The sequence below is a fragment of the Vibrio genomosp. F10 str. ZF-129 genome (assembly GCF_000287055.2).
Classification (GTDB): domain Bacteria; phylum Pseudomonadota; class Gammaproteobacteria; order Enterobacterales; family Vibrionaceae; genus Vibrio.
In genome coordinates, this window is record NZ_AJYQ02000119.1 from 66,683 (window position 1) to 80,921 (window position 14,239).

Sequence of the window (14,239 nt, forward strand, 5' to 3'; positions counted from 1 at the left end):
GTATAAAAAACAAAAAGGCCGATGAATGCATCGGCCTTTGTTAACAATGACTAAGCGTGCATCGTTATGAGTATAACAGCTGATTTGCTATCAATAACGTTTATCAATGACAACGTCAACCGATTCACCAAATTGTGCGACTTGGCTTTCTCCGTACCAGTCACCTTCTCGGGTTGACACATTACCATCCGTATCAATTCGAACGCGCACTATGTAGCTTTCTAGATCCGACAAGTTACGCCCTGGCATCATACTGTTGCCATCGTCTAAAACGACGGTTCGAGGAAAACTACCTAGCGGGTAACGCGCTGCAGCTACGGGCATTGGCGAACCATCTGCATTGTGTACCGATACAATTAACGCATCATTCTCTGCGGCGTTCACCTCGTTACTGATCGCGATAGTCACGGCAACACTGCCACCCGCCGCCGTCATGGTTTCACCCATTTTGTTTTGAGCGCTTTCAATGCTTCGAGACAACATTTCGTAGCGACTGTCTTCTGGGCCAATCATTTTTTGCATCACACCCCAGAACTTAATCGCGGCTGGGTAATCTTGGCGCTCAAAGGCGTCAAAGGCCAGCAGAGAGAAAACTCGCAGATCAACATAATCTTGCTGCACTAAGTTGTTGAGAATCGAGCGAGCACGGTTTTGCTCCCCTTCATCATCAGACATCATCAATGCTTGAGCAAAACCTAGCTGAGAGTCAGTGTCAGTGGTATCCAGTCGATACGCTCGCTTCATTGCCCCAATGGCCGTTTCAACATCGCGGTTAGCTAATGCGATTCTTCCTAGCAATAACCAGCCTGTTGCATCATTGGGTTCAACGTGCAATCGAGAGCGCAAGCCCAAGGTCAAATCGTCCATTTCATCATCAGTGAGCGTGACCCCATCAGGATTCATTAGCTTTTTCGACAATTCTGGCAACGTGTTGGTGACTTCATTCCATTCGATGACTTTATCCATTGAACCAAATTTCGCGTACACCCCGTAAGAAAGTACAATCACGAGCAATACAGATGGTACGACAAACGTCATCGGTGAGATCGACGATACGCGATTACGGTCGCTACCAGTTGGGACGTCATCGAGCAGTGATTGTTTAAGATCCGAAACCAGCTCTTGCTCGTTATCAACCAAGCCTTCCTCAGTCTCGACAGCAAGCTCAGACAATCGGTCTTTATATAACGCTTTATTTAGTTCATCTCTTAATATTTGGTCATTGTTGGCCTTTTGCTTTATCGCAGGCAGCGCAATCATTAAGCAACCAAAGAGAATTAATAGTACAGAAGCGACCCAAAATAATGTCATTACTGCTTGTCTCCATCATTTTTTTCATCAAGCAACGCGTTCAAACGTGCTTCTTTATCGGCATCCCAGACATCATCGGCTGTGGCTTTCACAGCTTTCGATTTTTTACTGCGCACAATAATCAAGCCAAACCCGATTACGATGATGATGAATGGGCCACCCCATAAAATTGACGTCGCGAGTGTCAAAGGCGGATTGTAAGTCACAAAATTACCGTAACGTGCAATCATGTAATCAACGATTTCTGATTTTGACTTCCCTTCTTTTGTCATTTCATACACTTTTTGACGTAAATCTTGTGCAAGCTCGGCATTGGAATCACTGATGGTGTTGTTTTGACATTTAGGGCATCGAAGCGTGTGGCTGAGATCTTTAAACTGTAATTCTTGTTCAAGATTATCGAATTCGTAGATATCAATCGCCGCACTCGCTCCCATCGAAATAGCAAAAACAGCAAAAAATGCCATGATTAACTTTTTCATTGTTTGGCCTCCGCGAGAAGCTCAGCGTACATTGGGCCCAATTTTTCAGCCCAGTTACGTGAATTAACATCACCTACATGGCGGTAGCGAACCACACCCTTAGCATCAATCAAAAAGGTTTCTGGTGCTCCGTACACACCGAGATCTAGCCCCAGCATTCCATCGCCATCAAACAGGCTAATCAGATATGGATTACCCAAATCCGTCAACCAACCGACGGCTTTGTCACGTTGGTCTTTGTAATTCAATCCAATGATTTTTACGCCCTTTGCAGACAACTCGTTTAAGTACTGGTGCTCTGCATAACACGTTGGGCACCATGTCGCCCATACGTTAAGTAGCAACGGCTCGCCTACAAAAATATCCTGGCTATAAAGCTTACCGGGTTGAGCAAGATCTTCTAATCGGAACTCTGGAACAGACTTACCAATCAGTACAGACTCTAGCTTAGTTGGATCGTCTCCCTGTGCATTTCGAGCCAGTTGCGTAGCAAACACAGCGGCCAATGCTAGAAAGGCAATAAAAGGCAGAAACAGTATTTTCTTATTCATTTATGCCTCCTTTAGACCACGATTTTCAGATGACTTTTCATCGCTTTTTCGGAATCGGTAACGTTTGTCACTGATTGCCAAAATGCCACCTAAAGCCATTAACAACGTACCGCCCCAAATCCAGCGAATAAAGGGTTTGTAGTAAACACGTACTGCCCATGAAACGTTGTCATCTAGGCGTTCACCCATTGCAATATAAAGGTCACGTGTTACGGCTGCATCAATAGCGGCCTCAGTCATCATGGATTTAGAGGTACGATAGAAGCGCTTCTCTGCATGCAGAGTATTAACGTACTCACCGTCTTTGGTGATTTCAAAGTCAGCAATGAAACCATCGTAGTTCGGGCCGTCTTCATCACGTAATCCTTTAAAGTAAAAATCATACCCTTCGATTTGATAATGCTCGCCCGGCGCCAAACGAACATCTCGCTCAATGCTGTAGTTCTGAACCATAGCGATACCAATAACGGTCACAGCCATACCAACGTGAGCAAGAATCATCGCCCAGTGACTGCGAGGCAGTTTAGTGATACCGACTGCGAAGCTGTGTCTGTGCGTGGATCGTTCGTAAAGTTCAAAGCCGTGCATGGTAATAATCCAGTAAGCCATGACCCAGCCCATGAACGCCATACCATTGTAATGTTCAGCAAAGAGATAAACGGAAAGTGCAGCAAGACCCAGTGATAACACACCTGAAATCACCATAGGCTTGATCAGCTTCGATAAATGATCACGCTTCCAACGGATAAGTGGCCCAATACCCAGTAAAAATGAGAATGGAATCATGAGCCAAGCAAATAGCATGTCAAAGAATGGCGCACCAATCGAGACTGAGCCCAAGCCAAGCTGCTTATGAACTAACGGCAATAATGTACCGACCAGAACAACAGTCAGTGCAGCGATCAAGAGAATATTGTTACCGAGTAATGCGTTTTCTCTAGAAACCAGATCAAAGTTACCTCGCACACGTACTTTGGCCCCTTTAATGGCAAACAACAGTAAAGAGCCGCCAATAACAAAGATCAAGAAGCCAAGAATAAACATTCCACGTGCAGGATCGGAGGCGAATGCATGTACTGATACTAAAATGCCAGAACGTACTAGGAATGTGCCGAGCAAACTCAATGAAAATGCGGATATGGCCAGCAATACTGTCCACGCCTTAAAAGTACCACGCTTTTCGGTTACTGCTAACGAGTGCATCAACGCCGTACCCGCAAGCCAAGGCATAAATGACGCGTTCTCGACTGGATCCCAGAACCACCAGCCGCCCCAGCCAAGTTCGTAGTAAGCCCACCATGAACCTAGAGAGATACCCAGTGTTAAGAAAATCCACGCTGCGGTTGTCCAAGGACGAGACCAACGTGCCCAAGCCGTATCTAATCGGCCTGACATGAGTGACGCAATAGCAAACGAAAAGGCGACAGAGAACCCTACGTAACCCATATACAGCATAGGCGGGTGTACAATTAGTCCAGGATCTTGCAGTAACGGGTTTAAGTCACGACCGTCAACCGGGAAAAATGGCAATGTTCGGTCGAACGGGTTTGAAGTCATGATGATGAACAGCAAGAAGCCGACGGTGATCATGCCCATTACTGCCAAAACACGTGCAACCGATTCTTGTGGCATACCACGACTAAATGAAGCAACCGCGACAGTCCAGCCCGCTTGAATGAGTGCCCATAATAGCAATGAACCTTCATGCGCCCCCCAAACCGCGGTTAAACGATAAAACCACGGTAGCTGGCTATTCGAGTTATTTGCGACATATTGAACCGTAAAATCGTTAACGTAAAACGCCCACAATAAAACGATGAATGACACCATAATAAGTAAGAACATACCCCAAGACAGTGGCCTTGCAGTATTCATTAGCATCGTGTCGTTTCTTGATGCACCGACAAGTGGCAAAATACTCAGAAGTACCGCCAGCCCCAAAGATACGATAAGGGCAAAGTGGCCTATTTCAACAATCATTCATAGCTTCCTTGTTTTTGCTCTTCAGTGTACTGAAGCGGTTCATGCGTTTTTTTCATCGCTTCGGCAATTTCTGATGGCACATATTCTTCATCGTGCTTTGCAAGCACTTCAAAGGCTTCTATTGTGGTGGCATCTGTCAATACGCCTTGAGCAACAATGCCTTGCCCTTCACGGAACAAGTCAGGAAGAATACCCTCATAAAATACCGTCACCGTCGGGCCTACATCGCGTAGGTCGAAGCTAACACGTAATGACTTAGGATCGCGAGATACCGAACCAGGAACCACCATTCCACCAATTCTCAGCCTCTGCCCGACTTCAGGCTTACCGCCATTGGGCTTGCCATTGACGAGTTCGGTTGGGGTGTAAAAAAGATCCATATTTTGATTCAATGCATAGAGCATTAAACCAACTGTCGTTGCCATACCAACAAATATCGCAAGGACAATACCGAGCCTCTTTTTACGTCTTGGGTTCATAAGGTGTTCTCCAAATCCTTCGCTGCATCGATTCGAGCTTGACGCTCTATTTTTGCTTGGACTTCTTTCAGTAAGTCCTTACCACGTCGAATGCTTGTGACTAAAATAATAAACATTGATAAAAATGTAATGCCAAAAGCGCTCCACACATAAACCGCGTAGCCGCCCATTTCCAATAACTCGCTCAGTGAATCAAAATACATAATTAAACACTCCCCTGAGATTTTTGCGTTGCAAGGCTAATGACCCAAGGTCGATGGCTTTCTTGACTGATGATTTCATTACGAAAGCGAATCATGGTGACCCAACCAAAGAAAAAGGCAAAACCAAAGATATTCAGCAGCAGCGGCCACAACATGTCATTTGAAATCGAAGGGGTGTCAAACTTAGTAATGGTTGCGCCCTGATGAAGCGTGTTCCACCATTCAACCGAGAAATGAATAATAGGAATATTCACTACGCCCACTATAGCTAAAATGCCAGCCGCTTTCGCCGCGGTTTTTTGATCATCAAAGGCATTGTAAAGGGCAATAACACCGAGATAGAGAAATAGCAGAATGAGCTCTGAAGTCAGGCGAGCATCCCAAACCCACCATGTTCCCCACATAGGTTTGCCCCACACCGCACCAGTTAACAGAGCGATAAAGGTAAATACGGCACCAACGGGAGCCATAGCAGAAACGGCCATACTGGATAAACGCACTTGCCAAACAAGGCCAATAAAGGCCGCAGTCGCCATCGACATATATGCGCCCATCGACCAAATCGCCGACGGTACGTGGATATAGATAATTCTGAAACTGTTGCCTTGTTGATAATCAGACGGTGCGAACACCAAACCCCAAATGGTACCTACCGACAGACACAATAGCGCCAGTGCCGCAAACCAGGGCATCAACTTACCACACAACTGATAAGAGGTTTCAGGCCTTGCATAAGGATGAAGCCATTTCCACATTGTCTTTCTCACTCTAACTTCGTTAAGACGAACTTGATGTCCGTTCTATAATTTATACTCGTCATTTCTTTAATGGACGCTAACGCGAAGTGCCACACTAATGGCAAACGGAGTCATTGTCATCGATCCCGCTAACATGGCCCCTAAAATAGCCAACTGGCCATTATAGGCGGCCCCTAATGAAGCGGCGTCGATAGCCGACGTCGCAAAAATCAGAATCGGAATATACAGGGGCAGAATCAGCAGACTGAGTAATACGCCGCCTTTTTGTAGCCCGACCGTTAGTGCAACCCCGATCGCGCCAATAAAACTCAGAGCAGGTGTTCCAATGATGAGCGTCAACACCACGGCCTTCCACGTCTCGTAATCTAAAGAGAGTAGAATCAATAACAGAGGACTAATGATAATCAGCGGTAACCCTGTCAACACCCAGTGAGCAAACACCTTGGAAATCACCACGACAGGTAGTGGGATAGGCATAAGCATCATTTGCTCTAGAGCACCGTCTTGAAAGTCATCACGAAAAAGGCGCTCTAACGAAAGTAATGCGGACAACAATGCCGCTACCCATACAATCCCTGCAGCTATTCGAGCCAGTAGGTTTGGCTCTGGTCCAATACTCAATGGAAACAAAGTAATGACGATGATAAAAAACCACAGCGGATTAAAAATATCAGCCTGTCGTCGGAAAGCGATCAATAGCTCTCGACGAACAATGGTATTCATAGTAGAGATCATCGTTAGCTACCTAATTTGATTTTTCTTAACTTGGGGTTATCTGTAAACATGTCTTGATGCGTCGTTAACATAACGATGCCTCCGTTTTCTGCGTGTTGCAGAAAAAGAGCTTCAAGCACCTTAACGCCTTGTTTATCGATGGCAGTCAACGGCTCGTCAAGAATCCATAATTTTTGTTTACTCAGCCAAAGACGTGCTAGTGCGACACGACGTTGTTGACCGGCAGACAATTGTGCAACAGGTACATCTTCCCTACCCGCGAGACCCACTTTAGTCAGTGCGCTGAAAATAGCGTTTTTATCATCAGATTCAGGTGAATGGATGGATTGGTAGAAATGAAGGTTTTCATAAGCCGTCAGCTCTCTCTTAACCCCTGTCTGATGACCAAGAAACAGCAAATCTTGATGGAAAGATTCGCGGTTCGATTCTATATTTTCTTGATTCCAATAGATGTCGCCTTCGTCTCTGTCGCCAAGCCCAGTAATGATGCGTAACAGTGTGGTTTTACCTGTTCCATTACGGCCTTCCACTTGAACCAATTCCCCTTCTTTTACGGTAAAAGACAAAGATTCAAACAGGGCTCTTTCGTCTCGAATGGCAGTGAGCTTTTTTACTTCTAGCATGTGTTGTCATCAAGAAAATTCATGAAACTTATATTAACACAGCCATCGTTATACGAAATAGTCTATCCACATCGTGAGTCACGAAACAACGTAAGGAACTGTTAATATTTAATCACTTTTTGTCTCATTTGCCACTTTTTAGTTACAAGTGCTAAAAAAGGAAGCAATGCTTCCTTTTTTGTTATCTTCGATGATGACCTGCTCTTGGTCTCTGTTGAGGCTGCTTGTCTGGTGTGCTTTCCAATGGGGGGACTTTTTCTTTTCCCGTTAACTTATTTTGCAAAGACATCATAAGTTCAGCTTCCGCTTTTGGTAGCTCACACTCTTCAATTAGCTCATGCAACCCAGCACCAAGTTGGACCATTTTACTCGCCCTGGTGTAAAGACGGCCATCACTATCTGCGTGTTCAAGTTCAGACACCCTTTCATCTAAGTGCTTGATGATATCTTGCTGTTCACTGAGCTTTTGGCCTAGGCCAACAACGACGGAACGAACTTCAAGTAACTGTTTACTGGACTTTTGCAGTTCTTTATCCAAGCCTCGGATTTGTCGACGATAAATCTCATGCTTTTTTTTTGCATTTGACTTAGAGCGATAGACCAACAAGCCCATCACTAAAACAACCAGGCTCAGTGCTCCCGCTATAATGGGAGCCTCAAACAAGAAATCAGGTGCCATTATAGATGAGCCATGTCATCCCATTCTTCATCTGAAAGAAGCTTATTAAGATCAACCAAGATAAGAAGCTTACCGTCGCGGTTGCTGACTCCTTGGATGAATTTAGCACTTTCATCGGTACCAACACTTGGTGTGGTATCAATTTCAGAAGAACGTAGGTAAACCACTTCCGCAACACTATCAACCAAGATACCAATCACTTGTCTCTCTGATTCGATAACGATAATTCGAGTGTTGTCAGTGATTTCACCTTCCATCAACCCAAAACGTGAACGGGTATCAATAACGGTAACTACATTGCCACGAAGATTAATAATGCCTAATACGTAATCTGGAGCACCGGGTACTGGCGCTATTTCCGTATAGCGTAAAACTTCTCGCACCTGCATAACATTGATGCCATAAGTTTCTTCTTCAAGTTGGAACGTCACCCACTGAAGCACTTCGTCGTTAGACTGATCTTTTCTTACTTCGACTTCATTAGATTGAGACATACCTTTTCCTCTCTAAGTCGTTTCCGACACAAATACGTTATTTATCGAGTGCTTTTACATCAAGCCCTGCATTAAGCATAGCTATCAATTCTTCAACGTGAATTAAAGCGCACATTTTTTCTTTTACCATTCCCGCAAGCCAAGGGCGTTTTCCTGCCATTTCACGCCAGCGGACTTTGTCTGTATTGAGCGACTCAGTCCCTTTTAATTCGGTACTAGCCAGTCCCCACATACTTTCACCCAACATCACAATATACTGATAGTGATCTTTATGGCTGTCATCTGATAATTTTTCAGACATCACCCACTCGGCCGTATCGACGACATCGAGCTGGTTTTCTTTGCTTGTTTGCAAACCAAGATACCACCCTGGGCGTCCGATAAGATGACTCAGTGTGCCCAATCTATGGATTCCACCCAATTCATCGAGCGGTACTGCAAACATCACACCGTTGACATCAAAATACAGGACTTGAAAGTCTTCAGTTCGTTTCGTGCTTTGCCAAACCTTGGCCGGGCTTTCATTTGCTTGCTCAACCGCTATATCAGTTTCAATATCAACGTGTTGATCTACGATTTCTTGTACTTGATGAACCGGCTCTTCGACAATGGGTGCTTCAATGACAGGTTCAACAAACGCCGTTTCTTCTACCTGTAGGCTCACCGTTTCATCGATTAAAACGTCGTCGACTACGGGCTCTTCTACCACGGTCCAGTCTTGAACCTCTCGCTCCGCTTTGGCCTCTTTTTCCGCGGCTATCTGTCGCGTATTTTGCTCAAGAATTTCGTCTAAATCGAGCTCAGCCACAGGGTTACTTGATTCTAGCTGCTGTAAGAGTCGCTCTACGTCTTCCAGATTCGGAACAGCGATGTCGTCGTCATGAAGTTTATAGAATCGCTTTTCCGTTTGAGCTTCCGGTTGCGGCTCTGGCTCTAATTCTGGTTCAGGTTCTGACTCAAGAAGCGCAGTTTTCGCTTCCGGCATTGCTGGCTCTAGAGTTTCTGTGTCCTCTCCGTCCAACATCGCAGTAAAGTAGTCATCGAGAGCTTGCTCACTAGAAATCATCGATGAATTACTCATTAATGCTTAACCTCTCGAGAAATAATAATAATTGCTTGTATGCGAATACGCCTCTGCTTCCCGCTGCGAAGTGGGAAACCGGTAAATGCCGCAAGCTAGCATCACGAAATTTAGTATCAATCGGAACCGCCGAATTCCAAACCTGATCTGGGTAGTCTTTTTTCAACTGGTTGAGCGTATGTAATGAAGCATTAGTTCGTTTGTCATACATCGTCGGAACGATGGTGACTTTAAACGCTTTATTCCGCGATTTCTGCATAATGTCTAAGGTTCTGACCATTCGCTCTAAACCTTTCATTGCCAAAAACTCGGTTTGAACCGGAATAAGGATACGATCGCTTGCTGCCAGCGCATTAACCATCATGACACCCAAAATAGGAGGGCAATCAATCAAGACATAATCATAATGTTCACGCAATGCGAGAAGTGCACGTTTCAAAATCAAACCCATACCACTTCGGTTACCCATGACACGATCCAACGTCGCAAGTGACATGTGAGCGGGTATAATATCAATCCCCTCGACATCTGACTTCAAAATCAAAGGTGTAACCGTTTGAGTGGTGTATTCTTTCAGTTGAAACAGATCAAATAGGCTTGCCGGCACATCGTCGGAATCATAACCAAGGTAGGTTGTTAAAGAACCATGTGGGTCAGTATCAACCAATAGGACTCTATGTCCTTGCTTACTTAATAAGCCCGCTAAGGTGACGGTAGTGGTGGTTTTCCCTACGCCTCCTTTTTGGTTTGCTACACTCCAAACTATCATTCAGTTCCCCTACCCTAGACCGACTTCAACGAGCATTCGCTCTGCAATACGATCTAGCGGTAAATCTTCGGTAGAAAGTCCTGCTTTTGCAACGGCCTGTGGCATACCATAAACAACGCAACTTTCTTCATCTTGTGCCCAAATGGTGGCTCCTGCTGTCTTCAGCATTCGAGCGCCTTCTCGACCATCCGCTCCCATACCCGTCAATACCATTGAAAGTACTTTGTCTGTATAGATTTTAGCCGCAGACCCGAAGGTAACATCGACACAAGGTTTGTAATTCATGCGTTCGCCGCCATCTATGACTCGTAACCTTGCCGAACCCGGTCGACCGTCAACCATCATCTGCTTGCCTCCCGGAGCCAAATATGCGACGCCCGGACGCAATACATCACCATCTTGCGCTTCTTTGACTTCAATCTTACACAGCGAGTTCAGTCGACTCGCAAACGCAGACGTAAACGTGGCCGGCATATGTTGAATGAGCAAAATAGGATGTGGATAATTTTGCGGCAGTTTCGTTAAGATCTTCTGCAAAGCAACAGGGCCACCTGTCGAGGTTCCAATCGCTGTTAACTGGTACTTTTTACCACTGGCTTTAAATCGAGTTGCTGCCGTTGGAGCCGAAGGGCGTGTTAATCGAGTTCCCACTGCAGGCTTCGTTGCCAAAGACGATGTGCTCGCTGATGGACGAACAGCTGGGGCCGCTCGTCTCATCATCGCACGCTTAGAGGCTATCTGAATAACACGCTGTTGCAGCAATGACACGGCATCGTCGCGGTTACGTGCAATGTCTTCAAATTTCTTAGGTAGAAAATCAAGAGCGCCCGCATCAAGAGCATCAAGCGTGGCTTTTGCTCCATCGTGAGTCAAAGACGAAAACATCAAAATCGGTGTTGGACAGGCAGCCATTATTTGCTTAACAGCAGTAATGCCATCCATAACCGGCATTTCAATGTCCATGGTGATGACATCAGGCTTAAGAGTTTTCGCTTTTTCTACCGCCTCTTTGCCATTTACGGCAACATCCATCACTTCTAATCGCGATTCCGCATTAATTATCTCGCTAACTCTGCGTCTAAAAAAGCTAGAGTCATCAACCACGAGTACTTTAATCGCCATAGGTTCCCTTTTATCTACTGACTGCGACTAGATTCTTGAAGCGGCAGCGTACTGCTTCAACAAGTCTGGTACGTCTAAAATGAGTGCGATGTGTCCATCACTGGTAATTGTCGCACCTGCCATACCCGGTGTACCTTGTAAAAGCTTATCAAGGGGCTTAATGACCACTTCTTCTTGGCCAATCAAAGCATCAACCACAAATCCAACTCGTTGACTGCCAATTTGAACAATCACGACATGGCCATGGCCTTTTCTCAATTCAACCATTCCGTCTTGAGGCGATAACCAGTTCTGCAAGTAAAACAGTGGGATAGACTTATCACGAACAATGATCGTGAGTTGTCCGTCGACAATATTGGTTCGGCTCAAATCAAGATGGAATATTTCATTGACACTGGCCAGTGGTAGAGCAAACGGATGCCCTGCAACGCCCACCATTAATGTCGGTAATATAGCCAGTGTTAACGGTACCTTGATGGTTATTTTGGTGCCTTTAGTCAGCTCAGAATCAATATCTATCGAACCATTAAGGGTGTTGATCGCGGTTTTAACCACGTCCATCCCCACGCCACGTCCTGATATATCCGATATTTTTTCTTTGCTTGAGAAACCAGGCATAAAGATTAGGTTGAAGCACTCTTTATCAGACAGTCGAGAGGCTGCATCTTCATCCATCATGCCACGATTGACAGCAATGGAACGTAGCTTATCAGGGTCCATACCACCACCATCATCGACGATGGCTAATTCTATATGGTCGCCTTCTTGAGAAGCAGAGAGTATCACTTTACCGTTTCGAGACTTGCCTGCTGCTGCTCGATCATCGGGCATCTCAATACCATGATCGACCGAGTTTCTCACCAAGTGAATCAGTGGATCGGCTAACGCTTCAACAAGGTTTTTATCTAAATCAGTTTCTTCACCGCGCATCTCAAGCGTGATGTCTTTATTCAAGCTACGAGCGAGGTCACGGACAACTCGAGGGAAGCGGCCAAATACTTTCTTGATTGGCTGCATTCGAGTCTTCATCACCGCGCCTTGCAGGTCAGCGGTAACGACATCTAAGTTAGAGACCGCTTTTTCCATTTCTTCATCATCACTGTTCAGTCCTAGGCTTAAAAGACGATTTCTCACCAAGACTAGTTCACCGACCATGTTCATAATGGTATCAAGCGTAGATGTGTCGACTCGGACTGTGGCTTCCGCTTGAGGCTTTTTCGCCTGAGGCGCTGGCGCTGCATTTTTCGCGGGTGGCTCGGCTTCCGGTTTAGGCGCAGCCTTCGGAACCGCGGCAGCTGGAGCGGGTTTTGGCACTGGCGCAGCAGGCGCGGGAGTCACTGGTTTAACGGCAGCCGCTAACTCGTCGGGAGCCGGACCATTACCTGCACCATGCAAATCATCAAGAAGTTTTTCAAATTCTTCATCAGACATTAGATCATCGCCACCTTGAGCAGCCGGTGGTTTAGCGGCTGGTGCACTAGAAGCAGGTGGTTCAGGTGCAGACACTGATGATGAGGCTTGAGGGCTTTTACCTGAGCCATGGAGCTCGTCTAGCAATTTTTCAAATTCATCATCAGTGATATCACCACTGGCTTCTGAACTTGAAGCCGGTGCTGCAGGAGCCGCAGGAGCCGATGATTCAACTGAGTTAGGGGCCGTGCCTTTACCGTGTAACTCATCAAGCAGCTTTTCAAATTCATCTTGAGTGATGTCATCGACAGAGTTTGATGACGTCACTGCTTCTGGCGCTGAGGCAACTGGCTCTGGTACCGTTTCCACTACAGGCTGTGGCGCTTCTTCGACATGAACCGCTTCCTCAACAACTTCATCTTCAGACTCTGGTTTACACAACCGGTGAAGCTCATCAAGCAACCCTTGATCTGCCGCTGGAAGAGGTGTCGAGTCTTGAACCGCTCTAAACTGCTCATTGACTGTATCCAGAGCACGTAGCATGGTGTCCATAAGGCCAGAAGTCACTGAACGCTGTCCATTACGCAAAATATCAAAGACATTTTCTGCGCCATGACATGTATCAACAAGCTCAGTTAAGGCAAGAAAACCTGCACCACCTTTAACGGTGTGAAAGCCTCGGAAAATGGCGTTGAGTAATTCTTTATCGTCAGGGTTGTTTTCTAGCTCGACAAGTTGCTCAGAGAGCAGTTCGAGTATTTCACCCGCCTCAACTAAAAAGTCCTGTAGAATATCTTCGTCTAAATCATAGCTCATACGTTACCCCTAAAACCCAAGACTTGAGAGCAAGTCATCGACTTCATCTTGAGATGAAACTGCATCCGTTCGTTCATGAGGATTCAATATTGGCCCTTCTGGACTGATCGATGCTTTATTGTTGTTATCATCCGATTCTTGTGTTTGTTTTTGATTGGTACCAAATACCGTAAGAATCTCAACTAAGCGGTCTTCGACTTCGTTAACTAAAGTGATGACTCGGCTAATGATTTGCCCAGTAAGATCTTGAAAATCTTGAGCCATCAATATTTCAGTTAGCTGACCTTTCAGCTCGGTGCTGTCACCTTCAACTTCAGTGAGTAATCCATCGATACGGTGACACAGCGTTTTAAAATGAGCTAACTCTATTCGACCACTCATTAATTCATTCCACTGCGGCCTGACTTGAACTAGACCTTCATGGAGATTATCAGCAATTGGCATACAGCGATCGACCGCATCCATTGTTTTATTGGCCGCAACTTCCGTCTTCTCTATCACGTATTTGAGTCTATCGCGAGCATCCGGAATCTCGTCTTTCGCGATTTCACTCATCCGCTCATCTAAATTGAAGTGCTGAAGTGAATCGTGGAGATCTCGAGTCAGTGTGCCTATCTCTTGAAGCATGGCGTTCTCACCACCTTCATAGATAGTTTTTACCAGCAAATTAGCTTCTTGCTGTTGCTCACCTTCAAGTAACTCGACAAGTTGTTTTGCCTGTTCTAGTGAAATCATCCTGATTT

Annotated in this window: 16 protein-coding genes; all 16 read right to left on the reverse strand. The window is 45.6% G+C overall.

All coding sequences use genetic code 11. From position 1 onward, the window contains the following. Window positions 1-90 precede the first annotated feature (90 nt). A complete protein-coding gene (gene ccmI, locus A1QO_RS15585) occupies window positions 91-1,311 on the reverse strand; it encodes a c-type cytochrome biogenesis protein CcmI (protein WP_017038080.1) in 1,221 nt (406 codons plus the stop codon). Next, window positions 1,311-1,793, reverse strand: a complete 483-nt coding sequence (locus A1QO_RS15590) for a cytochrome c-type biogenesis protein (RefSeq protein ID WP_017038079.1) — start codon at window positions 1,791-1,793, stop codon at window positions 1,311-1,313. The genes ccmI and A1QO_RS15590 overlap by 1 nt, the downstream gene beginning before the upstream one ends. Next, complete coding sequence (locus A1QO_RS15595; RefSeq protein WP_017035212.1) at window positions 1,790-2,344, reverse strand: DsbE family thiol:disulfide interchange protein; 555 nt, start codon at window positions 2,342-2,344, stop codon at window positions 1,790-1,792. Before A1QO_RS15595 ends, A1QO_RS15590 begins: the two co-directional genes overlap by 4 nt. Beyond that, window positions 2,345-4,324 (reverse strand): heme lyase CcmF/NrfE family subunit, encoded by a 1,980-nt coding sequence (locus A1QO_RS15600; RefSeq protein ID WP_017035211.1) that lies wholly within the window; start codon window positions 4,322-4,324, stop codon window positions 2,345-2,347. Beyond that, complete coding sequence (gene ccmE / locus A1QO_RS15605; RefSeq protein WP_017038077.1) at window positions 4,321-4,806, reverse strand: cytochrome c maturation protein CcmE; 486 nt, start codon at window positions 4,804-4,806, stop codon at window positions 4,321-4,323. The genes A1QO_RS15600 and ccmE overlap by 4 nt, the downstream gene beginning before the upstream one ends. Beyond that, window positions 4,803-5,009: a heme exporter protein CcmD gene (gene ccmD / locus A1QO_RS15610; protein ID WP_017035209.1), complete on the reverse strand. Its 207-nt coding sequence runs from the start codon at window positions 5,007-5,009 to the stop codon at window positions 4,803-4,805. Before ccmD ends, ccmE begins: the two co-directional genes overlap by 4 nt. A gap of 2 nt (window positions 5,010-5,011) precedes the next feature. Further along, complete coding sequence (locus A1QO_RS15615) at window positions 5,012-5,764, reverse strand: heme ABC transporter permease (protein WP_017035208.1); 753 nt, start codon at window positions 5,762-5,764, stop codon at window positions 5,012-5,014. A gap of 69 nt (window positions 5,765-5,833) precedes the next feature. Continuing rightward, on the reverse strand, window positions 5,834-6,502 hold the full coding sequence (gene ccmB, locus A1QO_RS15620) for a heme exporter protein CcmB (protein WP_017035207.1): 669 nt from the start codon (window positions 6,500-6,502) through the stop codon (window positions 5,834-5,836). Window positions 6,503-6,504: 2 nt separating this feature from the next. Continuing rightward, window positions 6,505-7,125 (reverse strand): cytochrome c biogenesis heme-transporting ATPase CcmA, encoded by a 621-nt coding sequence (gene ccmA / locus A1QO_RS15625; protein ID WP_017035206.1) that lies wholly within the window; start codon window positions 7,123-7,125, stop codon window positions 6,505-6,507. A 181-nt stretch (window positions 7,126-7,306) separates the two neighbouring features. Continuing rightward, the gene (locus A1QO_RS15630) at window positions 7,307-7,804 is read right to left on the reverse strand and encodes a DUF2802 domain-containing protein (protein WP_017035205.1); all 498 of its coding nucleotides are present in this window, start codon (window positions 7,802-7,804) and stop codon (window positions 7,307-7,309) included. Next, on the reverse strand, window positions 7,804-8,298 hold the full coding sequence (locus A1QO_RS15635; protein WP_017035204.1) for a chemotaxis protein CheW: 495 nt from the start codon (window positions 8,296-8,298) through the stop codon (window positions 7,804-7,806). The genes A1QO_RS15630 and A1QO_RS15635 overlap by 1 nt, the downstream gene beginning before the upstream one ends. A gap of 37 nt (window positions 8,299-8,335) precedes the next feature. Beyond that, window positions 8,336-9,364 carry a chemotaxis protein CheW gene (locus A1QO_RS15640; protein ID WP_017040151.1) on the reverse strand — a complete coding sequence of 343 codons (1,029 nt, stop codon included), beginning with the start codon at window positions 9,362-9,364 and terminating at the stop codon, window positions 8,336-8,338. A gap of 7 nt (window positions 9,365-9,371) precedes the next feature. Continuing rightward, window positions 9,372-10,148: a ParA family protein gene (locus A1QO_RS20330; protein ID WP_017035202.1), complete on the reverse strand. Its 777-nt coding sequence runs from the start codon at window positions 10,146-10,148 to the stop codon at window positions 9,372-9,374. 9 nt (window positions 10,149-10,157) lie between these two features. Beyond that, the gene (locus A1QO_RS20335; RefSeq protein WP_017038069.1) at window positions 10,158-11,270 is read right to left on the reverse strand and encodes a protein-glutamate methylesterase/protein-glutamine glutaminase; all 1,113 of its coding nucleotides are present in this window, start codon (window positions 11,268-11,270) and stop codon (window positions 10,158-10,160) included. A 27-nt stretch (window positions 11,271-11,297) separates the two neighbouring features. Further along, entirely contained in the window at window positions 11,298-13,496 is a 2,199-nt protein-coding gene (locus A1QO_RS15655) for a chemotaxis protein CheA (protein WP_017040913.1), read from the reverse strand. Window positions 13,497-13,505: 9 nt separating this feature from the next. After that, a complete protein-coding gene (locus tag A1QO_RS15660; protein ID WP_017036162.1) occupies window positions 13,506-14,231 on the reverse strand; it encodes a protein phosphatase CheZ in 726 nt (241 codons plus the stop codon). Window positions 14,232-14,239: the final 8 nt, after the last annotated feature.